The organism is Pseudomonas sp. SK3(2021), assembly GCF_016772375.1.
Taxonomy (GTDB): Bacteria; Pseudomonadota; Gammaproteobacteria; order Pseudomonadales; family Pseudomonadaceae; genus Aquipseudomonas; species Aquipseudomonas chlororaphis_I.
Window position 1 is genome coordinate 6,364,162 of record NZ_CP061943.1, and the last position, 18,398, is coordinate 6,382,559.

The following is an 18,398-nucleotide window of genomic DNA, read 5'->3' on the forward strand; positions in this document are numbered from 1 at the left end:
AATCGCAGCGGGCGTATGCCAGATTACGGCCTTTTACCGCCAGAAACGGCTGAATCAGCGCTTCTCAAAGCGATAGAACAGGTTGGGTTCGCTGACCATGTACAGGGTGCCCTGCTCATCCATGGCCACGCCCTCGGCCCGCGGAATGGTGTCTTTCAGGCCGTTGAAACCGCCCAGCAAGGTCATGAAGCTGACCTGCTCGCCGGTTTCGTCCAGCTCCAGCAACAGGTGCGAGTCGGCGGACAGCACCAGGGTGTGCCCGGTGCGTGGGTCGATGCTCAGGGCGGACAGGTTGCGCAGGTCCAGCTCATCGCTTTCCAGCTTCTGCTTGTCGCCCTTGAGGGTCTGGCTGCCGTCGCTGTTCCAGGTGAACAGCGCTGGCGGACGCTCCTCGCCCAGCAGCAACTGCTGCTTGCGTGGGTCCCAGGCCACGGCTTCGAACGCCTTGTTCTGGTCCTGCGAAGGCCCCAGGTCGTATTTCGGGAAGTCGGAAATATTCAACTCGCGGGTACCGGCATCCACCTTGACGATGGTCAGCAGGTGCTCGCGCTCGTCGACAATCCCCAGCAGGCCGTTCTCCATGACCGTCACCCCTTCCGGGTTGCTCCAGCCCACCAGCGGCATCTTGCGCAGCACATCGCCCTGCAGGTTCAACTCGACCAGGAACGGGTTCTTGCCCATCACCGAAAACAGGGTCTTGGTCTGTGGGTTGTAGGCCAGGTCGGAGGCCTCGTCCTTCTCCATGCCCGGCAGCGCCTTGGCGTCGATCACCGCGCGGTAATCCGGCAGCCAGACACTTTCCTGGCGCTCGGCCGGGGTTTCGAAACGCTCCAGCACCCAGAGCAGGCCACGGTCGTCCCAGTGCATGGCGATCGCAATGCCATACATCACCACGCCCGCCAGCAGCAGCCAGGAATACCAGCGCATGGCGAACAAACCACGACGGCGAACAGTTTGAAGCTCAGGGGTGTGAGGCACGGACATGGGGAGCGCGTTCCAGAAAGCCAGCTATGGGTAATAGCACATCAAGGCAGACTCAGACGTCTGTAATCGGAAAATTATCCAGAACGGATGTGAAAAAAACGGCAAAAGGTCTGAAACACCCCAGATGTCAGCACTTTCGCTGAAGAGGCCCGCCCATTGCAGGCGAGCCTCGCGTCGAAAACCGCCGGATCAGCTGACGCGGCTTTCGAAGCGGCTGACGCCCGGCAGCTCCAGCACCAGCTCATCGCCCACGTTCAGCGGGCCGACGCCCACCGGCGTACCGGTCAGGATCACGTCGCCCGCCTGCAGGGAGAAGCAGCCGGCCATGTACTGGATCATCGGTACGATCGGGTTGAGCATGATGCTGCTGTTGCCGTCCTGGCGGACCTCGCCGTTGATGGTCAGGCGAATATTGATGTCGGTCAGGTCCGGGAAGGTGCTGCCGACCACGAATGGCGCCAGCACGCAGGCACCGTCGAAGCACTTGGAGATTTCCCAGGGCAGCCCCTTGGCTTTCAGTTCGGCCTGCTTGTCGCGCAGGGTCAGGTCCAGGGCCGGAGCGAAACCGGAGATGGCATCCAGCACTTCCTCGCGGCTGGGCCTGGTCGACAACGGCTTGCCGATCAATACCGCGATTTCCGCCTCGTAATGCACGGAGCCACGCTCGGTGGGGATGGCAAAACCGCCTTCGAGCGGCACCACACAACTGCCCGGCTTGATAAACAGCAGCGGCTCGGTCGGCACCGGATTGTCCAGTTCCTTGGCGTGCTCGGCATAGTTGCGCCCGATGCACACGATCTTGCCGACCGGGAAATGAATACGGGTACCGTCGACATACTGGTGCTGATAGCTCATTACCGACTCCTGCTCGTTTGGTTCATCAGGTACCGCTGCTTGAGTGCCCCTGGGGTCAAACAGCGAAAATCTTGCCCGGGTTCATGATGCCGTTCGGGTCGAACACCGCCTTGACCGCCTTCATGTAGTCGATTTCCACCGGCGAACGGCTGTAAGTCAGGTAATCGCGCTTGGTCATGCCCACGCCGTGCTCGGCGGAAATCGAGCCGTTGTACTTCTCGACGGTTTCGAACACCCACTTGTTCACGGTGGCGCATTTGGCGAAGAACTCGTCCTTGCTCAGGTCATCCGGCTTGAGGATATTCAGGTGCAGGTTACCGTCGCCGATGTGGCCATACCAGACCACTTCGAAGTCCGGGTAGTTTTGGGCGACGATCGCGTCAATATCCTTCAGGAAAGCCGGCACCTTGGCCACCGTGACCGAAATGTCGTTCTTGTACGGGGTCCAGTGCGAGATGGTTTCGGAGATGTACTCGCGCAATTTCCACAGGTTCCGCAGTTGCTGCTCGCTCTGGCTCATCACGCCATCCAGCACCCAGCCCTGCTCCACGCAATGCTCGAAGGTGGCCAGGGCGTCGTTGGCCACATCCTCGTTGCTGGCCTCGAACTCCAGCAACACATAGAACGGACAGTCGGTCTCGAACGGCGCCGGTACGTCACCACGGCCGAGGATCTTGGCCAGGGCCTTGTCGGAGAAGAATTCGAAGGCGGTCAGGTCGAGCCTGCCCTGGAAGGCATGCAGCACCGGCATGATCGAATCGAAATCCGGAGTCCCGAGCACCATCGCCGTGAGATTGTTCGGCGCGCGCTCCAGGCGCATGGTGGCCTCGACCACGAAGCCCAGGGTGCCTTCGGCGCCAATGAACAGCTGGCGCAGGTCGTAGCCGGTGGCGTTCTTGACCAGGTCCTTGTTCAGCTCCAGCAGGTCGCCCTTGCCGGTGACCACTTTCAGGCCGGCCACCCAGTTGCGGGTCATGCCGTAGCGAATCACCTTGATCCCGCCGGCATTGGTGGCGATATTGCCGCCAATCTGGCTGGAACCGGCGGAAGCGAAGTCCACCGGGTAATACAGGCCGTTTTCTTCGGCGAGGTTCTGCAACTGCTCGGTCACCACGCCCGGCTGGCAGACCGCGGTGCGGTCGGTCAGGTTCAGGTCGAGGATCTGGTTCATGTAGTCGAAAGACACCACCACTTCGCCGTTGGCCGCCACCGCGGCGGCCGACAGGCCGGTACGGCCGCCGGACGGCACCAGCGCAACCTTGTGCCGGTTGGCCCAGCGCACGATGGCCTGGACCTGCTCGATGGTCTTGGGAAAGACGATGGCGCTCGGCGCCGGGGCGAAGTGTCTGGTCCAATCCTTGCCGTAAGCATTCAGGGAGTCGGCATCGGTCAGGACCTTGCCAGCCTCGACCAGGGTCTTCAGCTCATCAATCAGCGCAGGATTGGTCATCGACAGAACTCTCGAACAATTCATGGTCATCCTGAGAACGCTTCACGTCGCAGGAACGAGTGTTTCGCGGGGTCCGTATGCTAGCATACGACCCCCGCAGAATAGTGCCGAAGGGCGTTCTGCGGCGACGGCTTTCCTGCCGTCCGGGTCAGCATCTGTTGACCATTTCCTGCCATTTTTCTCCGGGACACAGGTTTACGCAGATGAGCAAGACTTCTCTCGATAAGAGCAAGATCAAGTTCCTTCTTCTCGAAGGCGTCCACCAATCGGCTGTCGACGTCCTCAAGGCCGCGGGCTACACCAGTATCGAGTACCTCACCGGTTCTCTGCCGGAAGCCCAGCTGAAGGAAAAGATCGCCGACGCGCACTTCATCGGCATTCGCTCCCGCACCCAACTGACTGAAGAAATCTTCGATCACGCGAAGAAACTCGTTGCTGTTGGCTGCTTCTGCATCGGCACCAACCAGGTCGACCTCGACGCGGCTCGCGAGCGCGGCATCGCGGTGTTCAACGCACCGTACTCCAACACCCGTTCCGTAGCCGAACTGGTGCTGGCCGAAGCGATCCTGCTGTTGCGCGGTATCCCAGAGAAGAACGCCTCCTGCCACCGTGGCGGCTGGATCAAGAGCGCGGCCAACTCCTTCGAGATCCGTGGCAAGAAGCTGGGCATCGTCGGCTACGGCTCGATCGGCACCCAACTGTCGGTCCTGGCCGAGGGCCTGGGCATGCAGGTGTTCTTCTACGACACCGTGACCAAGCTGCCACTGGGCAACGCCACCCAGGTCGGCAACCTGCACGAGCTGCTGGGCATGTCCGACATCGTCACCCTGCACGTTCCGGAAACCGCTGCGACCCAGTGGATGATCGGCGAGAAGGAAATCCGCGCCATCAAGAAAGGCGGCATCCTGATCAACGCCGCGCGCGGCACCGTGGTCGAGCTGGACCACCTGGCCGCGGCGATCAAGGACAAGCACCTGATCGGCGCCGCCATCGACGTGTTCCCGGTGGAGCCACGCTCCAACGATGAAGTGTTCGAAAGCCCGCTGCGCGGCCTGGACAACGTGATCCTGACCCCGCACATCGGTGGTTCGACTGCCGAAGCCCAGGCCAACATCGGCCTGGAAGTGGCGGAGAAGCTGGTCAAGTACAGTGACAACGGTACTTCGGTATCGTCCGTGAACTTCCCGGAAGTGGCCCTGCCGGCTCACCCTGGCAAGCACCGCCTGCTGCACATCCACGAGAACATCCCGGGTGTGATGAGCGAGATCAACAAGGTCTTCGCCGAAAACGGCATCAACATCTCCGGTCAGTTCCTGCAGACCAACGAGAAGGTCGGCTACGTGGTGATCGACGTCGACGCCGAGTACTCGGAGCTGGCGCAAGAGAAGCTGCAACACGTCACCGGCACCATCCGCAGCCGCGTGCTGTTCTAAGCACTCGCTGGCAATGACAAGGGAGGCCCTCGGGCCTCCCTTGTTATTTACAGACAGTTTTCGCCGCCCGCGCTTACTTGACGGTGATGGTGATCTTTTCCGAAACGATTGGCGGGTCGAACGGCACGTGATTCTTGTCGCCCAGCTCCAGCTGCAGGGTGTGCTTGCCCGGGGCCAGGGTCAGTTCGGTTTCGGTCTGGGCCTTGCCGAAGTGGATGTGCTGGGCGTCGGCCGGGATCGGCATGTTTTCGGCCGGCAGCTTGTCGACGTCGACCAGCAGGTGGTGGTGCCCGGTGTGCGGAGTCTGGTCGCCGGCGGGAGCCAGGGAGATGTCGCTGACGCCGAACTTGACCTTGAAGGTCTTGGCCACGGTATCGCCATTGACCGGGGTGACGATAAATACAGAAGCGCCTTCCGGCGCCTTGGTGCGAGGAATATCCGCCGCAGAAGCCAACATCGAAGCCCCCAGCATCAGGCCGGCCAATGCAGCACGAGATATAAAGGTTTTCATTCTATTCTCCAGTTTTTCCGCAAAATCGGTACGGTTATGACAACTTCGTGGCATATCGTTGTCGAAAGGCAATCAACACCATAGCAAAGCGAGCCTGAACAGCGCATCGCACATATAAATTCAAGGAGTGACCATGCGTTTCCTGCCTGGCCTGATACTTTTGCTACCTCTTGTGAGCACTTACGCTCAAGCCGAACTGATCGACGATGTGAATGATCGCGGGGAACTGCGTATCGCGCTGGAAGCCAACACCCCGCCCTTCAACTTCAAGGACGATGGCAAACTCACCGGCTTCGAAGTCGAACTGGGCCAACTGCTCGCCCGCGAGCTGGATGTGCGCGCGGACTTCGTGGTCACCGACGCCGCCGACCTGCTGCCTGGCGTCGAAAGCGGCCGCTACGACGTCGCCATCAATCACATAGCAATGACTGCGGAACTCAAGGATCGTTTCGACTTCAGCGAGCCTTACAGTTATTCCAGCGCACAATTGATCGTACGCAAGGAAGAAGCGCGCGCACTGGGCAGCCTGCAGGCGCTCCGGGGCCAGGCACTGGGCGTGGCCCAGGGCAGCCAGTTCGTCGAGCAGGCGCGCACCGTGGAAGGCATCGACCTGCGCAGCTACCCGAACGCCCAGCAACCCATCAAGGATGTGGCGGACAAGCAGCTCGACGCGGCCATCAGCGATCGCCTGCTGATTCCCTACGCCATTCGCGACAGCCGCCTGCCGGTGAAGGAAGGCGCCAAGGTCGGGCCGACCCTGAGCCTGGCGATCCCGTTCCAGAAAGGTAATCCGGCGTTCCAGGCGAGCCTCGACGGCGCGCTGCAGCGCATCAAGGCCGATGGCCGGCTGATGGCGTTGTCGGAAAAATGGTTCGGCATGGATGCGAGCAAGCCACCCAAGCCTTGAAACCGTAGCCGCTGCCGCAGGCTGCGATAGGTCCGAAGGACCTCAGCGGTCGCAAGATCGTCGCGGCCGTACCGGCCGATCGCAGCCTTCGGCAGCGGCTACAGGGAGAGCGCCGCCAGGGCCGCAGCGGCCTCGGCCAGTTCCAGCTCGCTGAAGACTTGCACCCCGGCCCGCTTGAGCAAGGCGGCGGTGACGCCCTCGCCGCTGACCTTGACCCCGCTGAAGCTGCCATCGTAGGTCAGCAGGTTGCCACAGGACGGGCTGTTGGCCTTGAGCACGGCGATGCGAATCCCGTGTTCGCGCACCAGCTCCAGCGCCTGCCGGGCACCGCTGAGGAACTCGGCGCTGACATCCTCGCCCTCGGTGGTGACGACTTGCGCCAGGCCATCGAGCACTTCGCCGCCCTGGCCGCCGGGTATTTCCGCGGCTGCCCGTGGCGTCGGCAAACCGCCGGCGACTTCCGGACACAACGCGACCACCCGGCCCTCGGCCTGCCAGCTCGCCAGTTGCTCGAACGGCCCGCTGGCGCCACCGTCGTAACGCACGCGGTGGCCCAGCAGGCAGCGGCTGACCAGGATCTTGTGCATGATCAGAACGGCTCGTTGCCGCGCCGGCGGAACCAGCCCGTCAGGGACAGGCGCTCCCGGGTCGCGGGCAGGACTTCATGGGGCACCTCGCCGGAGAGGAACACCACCAGCCGGCCGCCGGCGGGATCCACGTCGTATTCGCTCTCGCCATCGAAGTACATGCGCAGTTGCCCGCCCTGCTCCGGCAGCCAGTCCTGGTTGAGGTAGATCACCGCCGACACCATACGCCGGTCATCGTCGCGAAAGCGGTCGACGTGCTTGAGGTAGAACGCCCCTGGCGGGTACAGCGCGAAATGGCTTTCGAAGTCTTCCAGGCCGAGGAACAGCCCACGGTTCAGCGCCTCGCGCAGGCTGTCCATCAAGCCCAGGTAGGTATCGCAGCAGTCGGCCTGGCCGGGTTCGAGCCACTGGATGTGATCGCCACGGATCCCCTCGCGAATCTCCTGCGCCGGGCCACGGCCAACCGCCGCCGGCGCCAGCTCGCCTTCGGCCGCGCGCTTGCGGCACTCGGCCGCCAGCTCCAGGGTCAGGGCTTCTGGCAGGAAGATATTCTGCTGCGACCAGCCACGGGTGGCCAGGTCATCGACAATGCGTAACAGCAGCGGGTGATCAGAGGGTATGTGCATGGCGCGCATAGTATCCACACCCAGATGAATCCGACAGATCCTCTAGATAATTCTGACCAAGCAGCCTGGCTGCTGTCCCTGTTCGTCGTTCGATCGGACAGTTTGCGTACTGAACCTGATACGAATTCTCGACAACCATCGCCTTGCCCCGGAGAATAGTGGGCTGCCGACAGGAGTCCTTATGCGCCGTTTGCTTTTTTCACTGTTGATGTTCTGTGTGTTGCCCGCCTGGGCAAACGGCCACGACCAGTTGTACAAGGTCGCCGGCTGGCCGGAACAACGTGCGCATTTCAACGATGCCCTCACCGCTGCCCAGCAGCGTTACCAGAATAGCCTGCCGCCAGCGGTCTACCAGGCGCTGGTCGATAACAGCAACCAGCGCTTCGCACCGCAGGCCATGGACCGCCGTGCCCAGGCGCAGCTGCGGCAGAACCTCGCCGACCCGAAACCGGCCCTGGCGTTTTTCCAGTCGCCGCTGGGGCGCAAGATCGTCGCCGCCGAACTGCTGGCGACCCGCCGCGACCAGTTGGCGAAGAATGCCCAGGGCCTGCCGAAGATGCAGGCCAGCGATACCCGTCAGTTGATCATCGGCCACCTGGCCCAGGCGCTGCCGGCCCGTGAAGCCGGCGCGGAAGTCAGCCTGGCGATCGCCGGCGTGGCTGCCGACAGCCTGAGCCAGATGATCCCCGGCCTATTGGGGGCCGGCCAGGCGCAGAACATGCTCAATGGCCAGCGCCAGCGGCTGATGGCGCAGATCGGCAACGACCTGAACAACACCCTGCTGTACGTCTATCGCGACCTGTCCGACCCCGAGCTGGAAGAGTTCGCCAATTTCGCCGAGTCCGCCGAAGGCAAGGCCTACTACCAAGCCGCCCTGGCCGCGATCCGCGCCGGGCTGGCCGTCGGCCAGAGCACTTCCAGCCTCGCGCCCTAAGCGCCTGTTGTAGCCGCTGCCGCAGGCTGCGATAGGTCCGAAGGACCTCAGCGGTTGCAAGATCGCCGCGACCGTACCGGTCGATCGTCCGAACGCGGCCCGAGCCTGCGGCAGCGGCTACAGGCGCGTGAATTCGTTCAAAGATGCTGGTTCAGGAAAGCGAAGTATTCCTGGCGAATGCGCGCCGCCTCGTTCGCCAGGTGATGCCGCGCCCCGGGCAGCATCAGCACCTGGGGTTGCTGGAACTTCTGTCGGATCACCTGCAGGTTGTGCTGCCAATCCACCGTCATGTCCGCCTGCCCCTGAACGATCAAAGGCTGCCGGCTGCTGCGCGGGGCCAGCTCGATACGCTTGATCCACCGTGCCAGCGCCCCGACCCAGGCGGTCGGCAGGCGCAGGGGTTGCAACGGATCGCGTTGCAGGAACGGCAGGAAATCGGGATCGGTGGAGTTCTCGCTGAAGCGCCGGGCGATGCCTTTGACGAAAGGCCTGAGCATGTAATAGCTGAGCTTCGACCAGCCCCAGGCACGCGGGCGTACCAGCGGCGACAACAGGATCACCTGGCCCTGGGCCGGGCTCTCGGCGCCCTGGTTGAGCAGATGGTCGATCACGATCGCCCCGCCCGTGCTTTGCCCGCACAGGTGCCAGGGCTGGGGCAGCTCGAGGGACCGGGCCTCGTCGAACAAGCCTTGCAGCACCGCCTGGTACACCGCGAAATCGTCGATGCTGGCGCGCTCGCCGCTGGACAGGCCGTGGCCCGGCAAGTCGCAGGCAATCACCACCCACTGCCGCTGCAGCGCCCATTCGATCACATGCCGGTACAAGCCCATGTGATCGTAGAAACCGTGCAGCAGAAACAAGGTCGCCACCGGCTGTTCGGGCCACCAGACCTGGCCGACCACCTCAAAACCGCCGACCGCGAAACGCCCCAGCCCACGCTTGACCGGCAGATCCAGCCCATAGAAACGCTGATAGGCCTGCGCCTGGGCCGAGAGCGGCTGCGCCTCGGCCAGGGGCCGCAGGCTGGCGCGCAGAAGGTCGGGGTCGAAGGTCGCAGGCATAAGGGTTTTCCTAGGGTGGCGCGGAACGCAAACAGGCTTTGTCGGCCTGCGATATTCATCTGTCGGGGCAAGCATGGCAAGCTACGCGACCTTCGAGGAATGATCCGTATGCGTCTGCCCTACCGCACGACCCTGCTTGCCAGCCTGCTCGCCCTCCTGTGCGCCGGGGTGCTGTGGGTCGCCTACGACTGGTTCCAGGGACGTTTCCTGCGGACCTTCAGCGAACACACCGCGGTATTTTCCGGCGATCCGCTGCAACTGCCTCCCGGGTTGGCCGGCGAAGGCGCCATCCGCCTGGTGCATTTCTGGGACCCGGCCTGCCCGTGCAATGTCGGCAACCAGCAGCACCTGGCCGAGTTGATCGAGCACTACGGCCCGCAGGGCGTGGAGTTCTACTCGGTGCAGAAGGCCGGCAGCCACGGCCGGTTGCCCGCCACCCTGAGCCGCCTGAAACCCCTCGACGGCCTGCCCGGCTCGGAGCAGATTCCCGCCAGCCCGGCCGTGGCGATCTGGGACCGCAACGGCACCCTGGCCTACTTCGGCCCCTACAGCGAAGGCCTGACCTGCAACTCCAGCAACAGTTTTATCGAACCTATACTCCAGGCCCTGCACGAAGGCCGGACGGTCAGCGCCACCCACACCTTGGCGGTGGGCTGTTATTGTCCATGGCCGAAACAGACGGATTAAGGCGTTCCCGACTTTTCGCAGACAACGGATGCCCAGCACAGAAGGCCTGTGCTAAATGTTCTGCCTTGCCCACGGCAGGCAAATCGCAGAAAGAACAAGGAGTCACCATGAAACGCAGCCTGACCGTACTCGTCGTCCTGATTCTCGCCCTCGCCGCGGGAGGAGGCTGGTACCTGTACAGCAAGCAGCCGTCGCGCCAGGGCCAGGTCGAGCTGGAGCGCCTGCAGGGTTCGGTCACGGTGCGTTACGACGAACGCGGCGTGCCGCATATCCGCGCGGAAAACGAAACCGACCTGTACCGTGCGCTGGGCTATGTCCACGCCCAGGACCGGCTGTTCCAGATGGAAGTCATGCGACGCCTGGCCCGCGGTGAGCTGGCCGAGATACTCGGCCCCAAACTGCTCGACACCGACAAACTGTTCCGCAGCCTGCGCATCCGCGAACGCGCCGACAGCTACGTCGCCGCGCTGGACCGCCAGTCCCCTGCCTGGAAGGGCCTGCAAGCCTACCTGGACGGGGTCAACCAGTATCAGAACACTCACCCGCAACCGATCGAGTTCGACGTGCTTGGGATTCCCAAGCGTTCCTTCACCGCCGAAGACAGCATCAGCGTCGCCGGCTACATGGCCTACAGCTTCGCCGCGGCCTTCCGCACCGAGCCGCTGCTGACCTACGTGCGCGACCAGCTCGGCAGCGACTACCTGAAAGTCTTCGACCTCGACTGGCAAGCCAAGGGCGCCCTGGCCAAGGGCCGTGGCCCGCTGGCGCCAAGCCTGGCCGCCAGCGACTGGCAGGACCTGGGCGCCATCGCCCGGCTGAGCGATCAGGCCCTGGCCGACGCCGGCCTGCCGCAATTCGAGGGCAGCAATGCCTGGGCGGTATCCGGCACCCGCACCAAGAGCGGCAAGCCATTGCTGGCCGGCGACCCGCACATCCGCTTCGCGGTGCCGTCGGTGTGGTACGAGGCCCAACTGTCGGCGCCGGGTTTCGAGCTCTACGGTCACCACCAGCCGCTGGTGCCCTTTGCCTTTCTCGGCCACAACCTGGACTTCGGCTGGAGCCTGACCATGTTCCAGAACGACGATCTGGACCTGATCGCCGAGAAGGTCAACCCGAACAACGCCAACCAGGTCTGGTACCGCGGCAAGTGGGTCGACCTGGTCACCAGCGAGCAGCAGATCGCGGTGAAGGGCCAGCCGCCTGTCACCCAGATCCTGCGCCAATCGCCCCACGGACCGATTATCAACGACGTGCTCGGGGCCAATGCCGGCAAGACGCCGATCGCCATGTGGTGGGCCTTCCTCGAGACACCGAACCCGATCCTCGACGGCTTCTACCAGCTCAACCGCGCCGACACCCTGGCCAAGGCCCGCAGCGCCGCGTCCAAGGTCCAGGCACCGGGCTTGAACATCGTCTGGGCCAACGCCAAGGGCGATATCGGCTGGTGGGCCGCGGCGCTATTGCCCAAGCGTCCGACCGGCACCAAGGGCGCATTCATCCTCGATGGCAGCACCTCGCTGGCGGACAAGGAAGGCTTCTACCCGTTCAGCGCCAACCCGCAGGAAGAAAACCCGGCGCGTGGCTATATCGTTTCGGCCAACTTCCAGCCGGTCTCGCCCACGGGCATGGAGATTCCCGGCTACTACAACCTCGCCGACCGCGGCCAGCAACTGGACCGCCAGCTCAGCGACAAGAGCGTGAAGTGGGATATCGAAGCCAGCCAGAAACTCCAGCTGGGCACCACCACCGCCTACGGCCCGCGCCTGCTGGCACCGCTGCTACCGGTGTTGCGCGAGGTGGTGAGCGACGCGCAGGAACTCAAGCTGGTGGAACAACTGGCGCAGTGGAAAGGCGACTACCCGCTGGACTCCACCAGCGCCACCCTGTTCAACCAGTTCCTGTTCGACTTGACCGACGCGGCCTTCCACGACGAGCTGGGCGACGCCTTCTTCGACACCCTGCTGTCCACCCGGGTGATAGACGCCGCGCTGCCACGCCTGGCCTCCTCCGCCGACTCGCCATGGTGGGACAACCGCAACACCCTGGGCCAGGAAAGCCGCGCCGACACGGTCAGGGTCGCCTGGCGCGCCAGCCTCGCTCATCTCAAGGCAACCTTTGGCGACGACCCGACCCAATGGCGGTGGGGCCAGGCGCATACCCTGACCCACGGCCATCCGCTGGGCCTGCAGAAGCCCCTGGACCGGGTCTTCAACGTCGGCCCGTTTGCCGCGCCGGGCACCCACGAAGTGCCGAACAATCAATCGGCCAAGATCGGCCCGGCGCCCTGGCCGGTGACTTACGGTCCTTCGACCCGGCGCCTGATCGACTTCGCCGACCCGGCCCACAGCCTGAGCGTCAACCCGGTCGGGCAAAGCGGCGTGCTGTTCGACAAGCACTATCAGGATCAGGCCGAGGCCTATATCGAAGGGGTGTACCAACAGGCGCACTTCAACGAAGAAGAAGTCATGGCCAATACCCACAGCACCCTGAGGCTGTTGCCGGCGCGGGCAACACAGTAAGCCCCGCGGTGAACGACGCATAACCTGTAGCCACTGTGTTTCTCAGGTTATTTGCGCGGAAGCCTGGAAGGCTTCGCGCATTCGCGTGTTCAGAATAGTGATGAGCTGGCGCATGGCAGCGGCCACCGCCATCTCGCTGAATGCCGGAGCGGCCTATGTCTATTCACTGCACGCCCTGAAGGCATACGACTGGCTGAAGAGCTGAGGCGTTTTCGAAACTATCGCTGTAGCCGCTACCGCAGACTGCGATAGGTCCAAAGGACCTCGGCGACCTTGAGACCGCGGCGACCGTTCTCCGAACGCGGCCCGGGTCGTTCGCAGCCTGCGGCAGTGGCTCCCCCCGAAAACGACATCGCCCCTGAACAGGGGCGATGTCTTGTCGCGGTCAAAGCTTTCCGGCTGTCGCGTATCAGGCCGCTTCCGGGGCCTGTGCGCGGCGCACGTCCGGCTGCTTCCAGGAATCGGCCGCGGCCTCTTCGATGGCCTGCTGGATGGCGCGCTTGCGGCGCTCTTCGGCCTGGCGGCTGAAGTACCAGACCAGGAAGGTCACCAGCGACACCGCCAGCAGGATCAGGCTGGCCACGGCGTTGATCTCCGGCTTCACCCCCAGGCGCACCGCCGAGAACACTTCCATCGGCAGGGTGGTGGAACCCGGGCCGGAAACGAAGCTCGCCAGCACCAGGTCGTCCAGGGACAGGGCGAAGGACATCATGCCGCCCGCCGCCAGGGATGGCGCGATCATCGGGATGGTGATCAGGAAGAACACCTTCCACGGCCGCGCCCCCAGGTCCATGGCCGCCTCTTCGATAGACAGGTCCAGCTCACGCAGGCGCGCCGACACCACCACCGCCACATAGGCTGCGCAGAACGTGGTGTGGGCGATCCAGATAGTGACAATGCCACGCTCCTGCGGCCAGCCGATCATCTGCGCCATGGCCACGAACAGCAGCAACAGCGACAGGCCGGTGATCACTTCCGGCATCACCAGCGGCGCGGTGACCAGGCCACCGAACAGCGTGCGGCCCTTGAAGTGGGTGATACGGGTCAGCACGAAGGCCGCCAGGGTACCCAGGGCCACCGCGGCAATCGCGGTGTAGCAGGCGATCTCCAGGGAACGCACCACCGAGCCCATCAGTTGCGAGTTGTCCAGCAGGCCGACGTACCACTTCACCGACCAGCCGCCCCAGACCGTCACCAGTTTGGAGGCGTTGAACGAGTAGATCACCAGGATCAGCATCGGCAGGTAGATGAACAGCAACCCCACCACCAGCATCAGGCTCGAGAAACTGAAGCGCTTCATTCCTTGCCCTCCATTTCTTTGGCCTGACTGCGGTTGAAGAGGATGATCGGCACAATCAGGATCGCCAGCATCACCACTGCCAGGGCCGACGCCACCGGCCAGTCACGGTTGTTGAAGAACTCTTGCCAGAGCACTTTACCGATCATCAGGGTTTCCGGACCGCCGAGCAGTTCCGGGATCACGAACTCGCCGACCACCGGGATGAACACCAGCATGCAGCCAGCGATGATGCCGTTCTTCGACAGCGGCACGGTGATTTTCCAGAAGCTGTTGAAGTGGCTCGAACCCAGGTCCGAAGCGGCTTCCAGCAGGCTGGTATCGTGCTTCACCAGGTTGGCGTAGAGCGGCAGGATCATGAACGGCAGGTACGAATAGACCACGCCGATATACACCGCCAGGTTGGTGTTGAGGATCTGCAGCGGCTCGTCGATCAAGCCCATGCCCATCAGGAAGCCGTTGAGCAAGCCGTTGTTGCTGAGGATGCCCATCCAGGCATAGACGCGGATCAGGATCGCGGTCCAGGTCGGCATCATGATCAGCAGCACCAGCACGGTCTGCAGCTCTTTGCGGGCGCTGGCGATGGCATAGGCCATCGGGTAGCCGATCAACAGGCACAGCAGCGTGCTGAAGAACGCCATCTTCAGCGAGCCGAGGTAGGCGGCGATGTACAGTTCGTCGTCGCCGAGCATCGCGTAGTTGCCCAGGTTGAGCAGCACCTGCAGCTTCTGGTCGATGAAGCTGTAGATCTCGGTGTACGGCGGAATGGCCACGTCCGCTTCAGCGAAACTGATCTTCAGGACGATGAAGAACGGCAGCATGAAGAACAGGAACAGCCAGAGGAACGGGACCCCTATGACCATCTGGCGGCCACCGGGAATTATTCGATTGAGGCGGCGCTTGAGCTTTCGCATGTTCATGAGCGCAGTACCACGCCGCTGTCGTCTTCCCACCACACGTAGACCTGGTCGCCCCAGGTCGGACGCGCGCCACGACGCTCGGCGTTGGCCACGAACGACTGCACCAGCTTGCCGCTCGGCAGCTCGACGTAGAACACCGAGTGGCCGCCCAGGTAGGCGATGTCATGCACCTTGCCGCTCGACCAGTTGTATTCGCAGGTCGGCATGTCCGGGGTCACCAGGAGTTTTTCCGGGCGGATGGCGTAGGTCACCGACTTGTCCTGCACCGAGGTGCTGATGCCGTGGCCGACGTAGATGTTGCGATCCAGGTCCTTGCAGGTGATGGTCGCGTGGCCTTCGGCGTCGTCGATCACTTCACCTTCGAAGATGTTGACGTTGCCAATGAATTCGCAGACCAGGCGGCTGGTCGGGGTTTCGTAGATGTCGATCGGGCTGCCGATCTGGGCGATCCAGCCCAGGTGCATGATGGCGATGCGCTCGGCCATGGTCATGGCCTCTTCCTGGTCATGGGTCACCATCACGCAGGTCACGCCGACCCGCTCGATGATCTCCACCAGCTCCAGTTGCATCTGCGAGCGCAGCTTTTTATCCAGCGCGCCCATCGGCTCGTCGAGCAGCAGCAGTTTCGGCCGCTTGGCCAGGGAACGGGCCAGGGCCACGCGCTGGCGCTGGCCGCCGGACAGCTGGTGCGGCTTGCGCTTGGCGTACTGGCTCATCTGCACCAGCTTGAGCATCTCGGCCACGCGGGCATCGATCTCGGCCTTGGGAATCTTGTCCTGCTGCAGGCCGAAGGCGATGTTCTGCGCCACGGTCATGTGCGGGAACAAGGCGTAGGACTGGAACATCATGTTGATCGGCCGCTCGTAGGGCGGCATGTCGGTGATGTCCACACCGTCCAGGTAAATGCGCCCCTCCGTGGGCCGTTCGAACCCCGCGAGCATGCGCAGCAGGGTGGACTTACCCGAGCCAGAACCGCCGAGCAGGGCGAAGATCTCGCCTTTCTTGATTTCCAGGGACACGTCGTCCACGGCAATCGTCTCGTCGAACTTCTTCGTGACCCGGTCGATCTTGACCAACACCTGCTTCGGTGTCTGGTCGCCCTCGAGGGCTTTCTTGTAGGCGCCGGAGGCAACTGCCATTTACGAAACTCCCAACAGAATTTGCAGTTCGCCCCATGCGGGCGAACTCTGGATAGTTTGAGCGATTGACGCTATTTGCCCGACTTGACCTTGGTCCAGCTGCGGGTCATGAGTCGTTGGATCTTGGGTGGCAACTCCGCGTTGACATACAGCTTGTCGACAATCTCCTGCGCCGGGTAAACCGCTTCGTCCTTGCGCACCGATGGGTCCATCAGCTCGCCGGCCTTGGGGTTCGGGTTGGCGTAGCCGACGGAGTCGCTGACCTGGGCGATCACCTCAGGCTTGAGCAGGTAATTGATGAAGGCATGGGCCTGCTTGACGTTACCGGCGTCCTTGGGAATGGCCAGCATGTCGAACCAGAGGTTGCCGCCTTCCTTGGGAATCGCATAGGCGATCTCGATGCCCTTGCCGGCTTCGGCGGCGCGCGCCTTGGCCTGGAACACATCGCCGGAGAAGCCCGCGGCCACGCAGATTTCGCCGTTGGCCAGGTCGGAGATGTATTTCGAGGAGTTGAAGTAGGTCACGTAAGGCCGTACCGCCAGCAATTTGGCTTCGGCCTTCTTGTAGTCGTCGGGGTTCTGGCTGTTGGGGTCCAGGCCCATGTAATTGAGTACCGCCGGGAGCATTTCATCGGCGGAGTCGAGGAAGGCCACGCCGCAGCTCGACAACTTCTTGATGTTTTCCGGCTCGAACAGCATGGCCCAGGAGTCGATCTTGTCCACGCCCAGCGCGGCCTTGACCTTCTCGACGTTGTAGCCGATGCCATTGGTGCCCCACAGGTAAGGCACGGCGTACTGGTTGCCCGGGTCGTTCTTCTCCAGGCGCTTGAGCAGCACCGGGTCGAGGTTCGAATAGTTGGGCAACTGCGCCTTGTCGAGTTTCTGGAACGCCCCGGCCTTGATCTGCTTGCCCAGGAAGTGGTTGGACGGCACGACCACGTCGTAGCCGGTACGACCGGCGAGCAACTTGCCTTCCAGGGTTTCGTTGGAGTCGAACACGTCGTACAGCGGCTTGATGCCGGTGGCCTTCTCAAAGTCCGCCAATGTGCTCTGACCGATATAGTCAGACCAGTTATAAATATGCACGGTTGGCGCGGCATAAGCGCTGACGGCCAGCGTCAGCCCGGCGCCCGCCAGCATGGCTTTGCGAAATAAAGAAATAGGCAAGTGGAGGTCCTCTCAACAATTGGGCCTGAGTTGCCCGCACTACATGACAGCCAAGAGCTGCCCAGCAACAAAACCGGCGCGCAACTTACCTTCGATAAACCGATCCAGCAAAACTTTCTGTCATTTAATTGCACCGCTGACCGCCCTCGCGGGGACGACGGCCAGCGGTTGCTGCCTCAAACCGGCTTATTTGCCGGATTTGATCTTGGTCCAGCTGCGGGTCAACTCACGCTGGGTAGCGGCCGGCAGATCGGCGATGGCATACAGCTTGGCCTGCACGTCGGCTGGCGGGTAGATGCCCGGATCGCTGGTGATGTCCTTTTCCACCAGTGCCGTTGCGGCGGCGTTGCCGTTCGGGAAACGCACGGCGTTGGTGATGCTGGCCATGACTTCAGGCTTCTGCAGGAAGGTCATGAACTTGTAGGCGCCCTCGACGTTTTCCGCATCCTTGGGGATAGCGACCATGTCGTAGAAAGTGCCGGCGCCTTCTTTCGGAATGACGTAGCTGACTTTCACCTTGTCGCCGGCTTCGGTGGCGCGGGACTTGGCCTGCTGCACGTCACCCGAGTAACCGACCGCTACGCAGATGTTGCCGTTGGCCAGGTCCGAGATGTACTTGGAGGAGTGGAAATAGGTGATCGAAGGACGGATCTTGAGGAACAGCTCTTCGGCTTTCTTGATGTCGTCTTTCTTCTGGCTGTCGGTCGGCAGGCCCAGGTAATGCAGGGCGACCGGGATCATTTCGGTTGGCGAGTCGAGGAAGCTCACGCCACAGCCCTTGAGCTTGGCGATGTTCTCGGGCTTGAGCAGGGTGTCCCAGGAGTCGATCTTGTCGACGCCCAGCGCGGCCTTGACCTTCTCCGGGTTGTAACCGATGCCGATGGAACCCCACATGTATGGGAAAGCGTGCTTGTTGCCCGGGTCACTGACCGAAACCGCCTTGAGCAGATCCTGGTTCAGGTTTTTCCAGTTGGGCAACTTGGAGACGTCCAGCTCCTGATAGACACCGGCCTTGATCTGCTTGGCCAGGAAGTTGTTCGACGGCACGACCACGTCGTAACCGGACTTGCCTGCCAGCAGTTTGGCTTCCAGGGTCTCGTTGCTATCGAAAACGTCGTAGACCACCTTGATCCCGGACTCTTTCTCGAAGTTTGCGATGGTGTCCGGTGCGATGTAGTCGGACCAGTTGTAAACGTGCAACACCTTGTTGTCCGCCTGGGCCGCTGCCGCCATCACGCCCATCAGGGACATGGCGAGGAGGGTCTTGCCAGCTTTCTTCATACCTAATGCCTTCATGCGTCATGCTCCAATTATTCTTTTTA

General features: G+C 62.7%; 17 protein-coding genes and 1 pseudogene. 6 read left to right on the plus strand and 12 right to left on the minus strand.

Going from position 1 to position 18,398, the window contains the following annotated elements; all coding sequences use genetic code 11:
* Positions 1-54: 54 nt before the first annotated feature.
* The 3 genes from IF690_RS28350 to IF690_RS28360 all read right to left on the minus strand — a co-directional run bounded on the left by IF690_RS28350 (position 55) and on the right by IF690_RS28360 (position 3,289).
* On the minus strand, positions 55-984 hold the full coding sequence (locus IF690_RS28350) for an SdiA-regulated domain-containing protein (protein ID WP_202698291.1): 930 nt from the start codon (positions 982-984) through the stop codon (positions 55-57).
* Between the two features lie 189 nt (positions 985-1,173).
* Entirely contained in the window at positions 1,174-1,839 is a 666-nt protein-coding gene (locus tag IF690_RS28355) for a fumarylacetoacetate hydrolase family protein (protein WP_124353011.1), read from the minus strand.
* 55 nt (positions 1,840-1,894) lie between these two features.
* Complete coding sequence (locus IF690_RS28360; protein ID WP_202698292.1) at positions 1,895-3,289, minus strand: D-2-hydroxyglutarate dehydrogenase; 1,395 nt, start codon at positions 3,287-3,289, stop codon at positions 1,895-1,897.
* A gap of 203 nt (positions 3,290-3,492) precedes the next feature.
* On the opposite strand from IF690_RS28360, the gene serA reads away from it, so the two are divergent.
* On the plus strand, positions 3,493-4,722 hold the full coding sequence (serA, locus tag IF690_RS28365; protein WP_023967938.1) for a phosphoglycerate dehydrogenase: 1,230 nt from the start codon (positions 3,493-3,495) through the stop codon (positions 4,720-4,722).
* A 73-nt stretch (positions 4,723-4,795) separates the two neighbouring features.
* On the opposite strand, the gene IF690_RS28370 is transcribed toward serA, so the two are convergent.
* Positions 4,796-5,233 (minus strand): DUF4399 domain-containing protein, encoded by a 438-nt coding sequence (locus tag IF690_RS28370; protein ID WP_009051365.1) that lies wholly within the window; start codon positions 5,231-5,233, stop codon positions 4,796-4,798.
* A 133-nt stretch (positions 5,234-5,366) separates the two neighbouring features.
* Here IF690_RS28370 and IF690_RS28375 point away from each other — a divergent pair, with 133 nt between their 5' ends.
* The gene (locus IF690_RS28375; protein ID WP_202698293.1) at positions 5,367-6,140 is read left to right on the plus strand and encodes a transporter substrate-binding domain-containing protein; all 774 of its coding nucleotides are present in this window, start codon (positions 5,367-5,369) and stop codon (positions 6,138-6,140) included.
* Positions 6,141-6,238: 98 nt separating this feature from the next.
* Here IF690_RS28375 and IF690_RS28380 read toward each other — a convergent pair whose 3' ends face one another.
* Both IF690_RS28380 and IF690_RS28385 read right to left on the minus strand, forming a co-directional pair.
* On the minus strand, positions 6,239-6,727 hold the full coding sequence (locus tag IF690_RS28380) for a 2-thiouracil desulfurase family protein (protein ID WP_202698294.1): 489 nt from the start codon (positions 6,725-6,727) through the stop codon (positions 6,239-6,241).
* Positions 6,728-6,729: 2 nt separating this feature from the next.
* Positions 6,730-7,362 (minus strand): 2OG-Fe(II) oxygenase, encoded by a 633-nt coding sequence (locus tag IF690_RS28385; protein WP_202698295.1) that lies wholly within the window; start codon positions 7,360-7,362, stop codon positions 6,730-6,732.
* A 172-nt stretch (positions 7,363-7,534) separates the two neighbouring features.
* Here IF690_RS28385 and IF690_RS28390 point away from each other — a divergent pair, with 172 nt between their 5' ends.
* Positions 7,535-8,287 carry a DUF2059 domain-containing protein gene (locus IF690_RS28390; RefSeq protein WP_202698296.1) on the plus strand — a complete coding sequence of 251 codons (753 nt, stop codon included), beginning with the start codon at positions 7,535-7,537 and terminating at the stop codon, positions 8,285-8,287.
* 137 nt (positions 8,288-8,424) lie between these two features.
* Here the strand turns inward: IF690_RS28390 and bipL are convergent, their stop codons facing one another.
* On the minus strand, positions 8,425-9,348 hold the full coding sequence (gene bipL / locus IF690_RS28395) for a phospholipase BipL (RefSeq protein ID WP_202698297.1): 924 nt from the start codon (positions 9,346-9,348) through the stop codon (positions 8,425-8,427).
* A 108-nt stretch (positions 9,349-9,456) separates the two neighbouring features.
* Here bipL and IF690_RS28400 point away from each other — a divergent pair, with 108 nt between their 5' ends.
* The 3 genes and pseudogenes from IF690_RS28400 to IF690_RS28410 all read left to right on the plus strand — a co-directional run.
* Complete coding sequence (locus IF690_RS28400; protein WP_202698298.1) at positions 9,457-10,035, plus strand: DUF6436 domain-containing protein; 579 nt, start codon at positions 9,457-9,459, stop codon at positions 10,033-10,035.
* Positions 10,036-10,142: 107 nt separating this feature from the next.
* Positions 10,143-12,554 carry a penicillin acylase family protein gene (locus IF690_RS28405; RefSeq protein WP_202698299.1) on the plus strand — a complete coding sequence of 804 codons (2,412 nt, stop codon included), beginning with the start codon at positions 10,143-10,145 and terminating at the stop codon, positions 12,552-12,554.
* Between the two features lie 121 nt (positions 12,555-12,675).
* Positions 12,676-12,759 (plus strand): annotated as a pseudogene (locus IF690_RS28410) (carboxymuconolactone decarboxylase family protein); the annotation flags it as partial.
* 204 nt (positions 12,760-12,963) lie between these two features.
* Here the strand turns inward: IF690_RS28410 and IF690_RS28415 are convergent.
* From IF690_RS28415 to IF690_RS28435, 5 genes are all read right to left on the minus strand, one after another.
* Positions 12,964-13,854 (minus strand): ABC transporter permease subunit, encoded by an 891-nt coding sequence (locus tag IF690_RS28415; protein WP_053281324.1) that lies wholly within the window; start codon positions 13,852-13,854, stop codon positions 12,964-12,966.
* Positions 13,851-14,732 carry an ABC transporter permease subunit gene (locus IF690_RS28420; RefSeq protein ID WP_193725263.1) on the minus strand — a complete coding sequence of 294 codons (882 nt, stop codon included), beginning with the start codon at positions 14,730-14,732 and terminating at the stop codon, positions 13,851-13,853. Before IF690_RS28420 ends, IF690_RS28415 begins: the two co-directional genes overlap by 4 nt.
* Positions 14,733-14,767: 35 nt before the next feature.
* Positions 14,768-15,910: an ABC transporter ATP-binding protein gene (locus IF690_RS28425; RefSeq protein ID WP_007928322.1), complete on the minus strand. Its 1,143-nt coding sequence runs from the start codon at positions 15,908-15,910 to the stop codon at positions 14,768-14,770.
* Positions 15,911-15,981: 71 nt separating this feature from the next.
* Positions 15,982-17,076, minus strand: a complete 1,095-nt coding sequence (locus IF690_RS28430; RefSeq protein ID WP_202698300.1) for a polyamine ABC transporter substrate-binding protein — start codon at positions 17,074-17,076, stop codon at positions 15,982-15,984.
* 186 nt (positions 17,077-17,262) lie between these two features.
* The gene (locus IF690_RS28435) at positions 17,263-18,357 is read right to left on the minus strand and encodes a polyamine ABC transporter substrate-binding protein (RefSeq protein ID WP_202701763.1); all 1,095 of its coding nucleotides are present in this window, start codon (positions 18,355-18,357) and stop codon (positions 17,263-17,265) included.
* Between the last annotated feature and the right edge of the window lie 41 nt (positions 18,358-18,398).

Excerpts from the sequence above, each read along its gene's own strand:
- IF690_RS28360 (WP_202698292.1), bottom strand. The coding sequence starts at position 3,289 with ATGACCAATCCTGCGCTGATTGATGAGCTGAAGACCCTGGTCGAGGCT.
- IF690_RS28405 (WP_202698299.1), top strand. The coding sequence starts at position 10,143 with ATGAAACGCAGCCTGACCGTACTCGTCGTCCTGATTCTCGCCCTCGCC.
- IF690_RS28435 (WP_202701763.1), bottom strand. The coding sequence starts at position 18,357 with ATGAAGAAAGCTGGCAAGACCCTCCTCGCCATGTCCCTGATGGGCGTG.
- IF690_RS28385 (WP_202698295.1), bottom strand. The coding sequence starts at position 7,362 with ATGCGCGCCATGCACATACCCTCTGATCACCCGCTGCTGTTACGCATT.
- IF690_RS28380 (WP_202698294.1), bottom strand. The coding sequence starts at position 6,727 with ATGCACAAGATCCTGGTCAGCCGCTGCCTGCTGGGCCACCGCGTGCGT.
- bipL (WP_202698297.1), bottom strand. The coding sequence starts at position 9,348 with ATGCCTGCGACCTTCGACCCCGACCTTCTGCGCGCCAGCCTGCGGCCC.
- IF690_RS28390 (WP_202698296.1), top strand. The coding sequence starts at position 7,535 with ATGCGCCGTTTGCTTTTTTCACTGTTGATGTTCTGTGTGTTGCCCGCC.
- IF690_RS28415 (WP_053281324.1), bottom strand. The coding sequence starts at position 13,854 with ATGAAGCGCTTCAGTTTCTCGAGCCTGATGCTGGTGGTGGGGTTGCTG.
- IF690_RS28400 (WP_202698298.1), top strand. The coding sequence starts at position 9,457 with ATGCGTCTGCCCTACCGCACGACCCTGCTTGCCAGCCTGCTCGCCCTC.
- IF690_RS28370 (WP_009051365.1), bottom strand. The coding sequence starts at position 5,233 with ATGAAAACCTTTATATCTCGTGCTGCATTGGCCGGCCTGATGCTGGGG.
- IF690_RS28375 (WP_202698293.1), top strand. The coding sequence starts at position 5,367 with ATGCGTTTCCTGCCTGGCCTGATACTTTTGCTACCTCTTGTGAGCACT.
- serA (WP_023967938.1), top strand. The coding sequence starts at position 3,493 with ATGAGCAAGACTTCTCTCGATAAGAGCAAGATCAAGTTCCTTCTTCTC.
- IF690_RS28355 (WP_124353011.1), bottom strand. The coding sequence starts at position 1,839 with ATGAGCTATCAGCACCAGTATGTCGACGGTACCCGTATTCATTTCCCG.
- IF690_RS28350 (WP_202698291.1), bottom strand. The coding sequence starts at position 984 with ATGTCCGTGCCTCACACCCCTGAGCTTCAAACTGTTCGCCGTCGTGGT.
- IF690_RS28425 (WP_007928322.1), bottom strand. The coding sequence starts at position 15,910 with ATGGCAGTTGCCTCCGGCGCCTACAAGAAAGCCCTCGAGGGCGACCAG.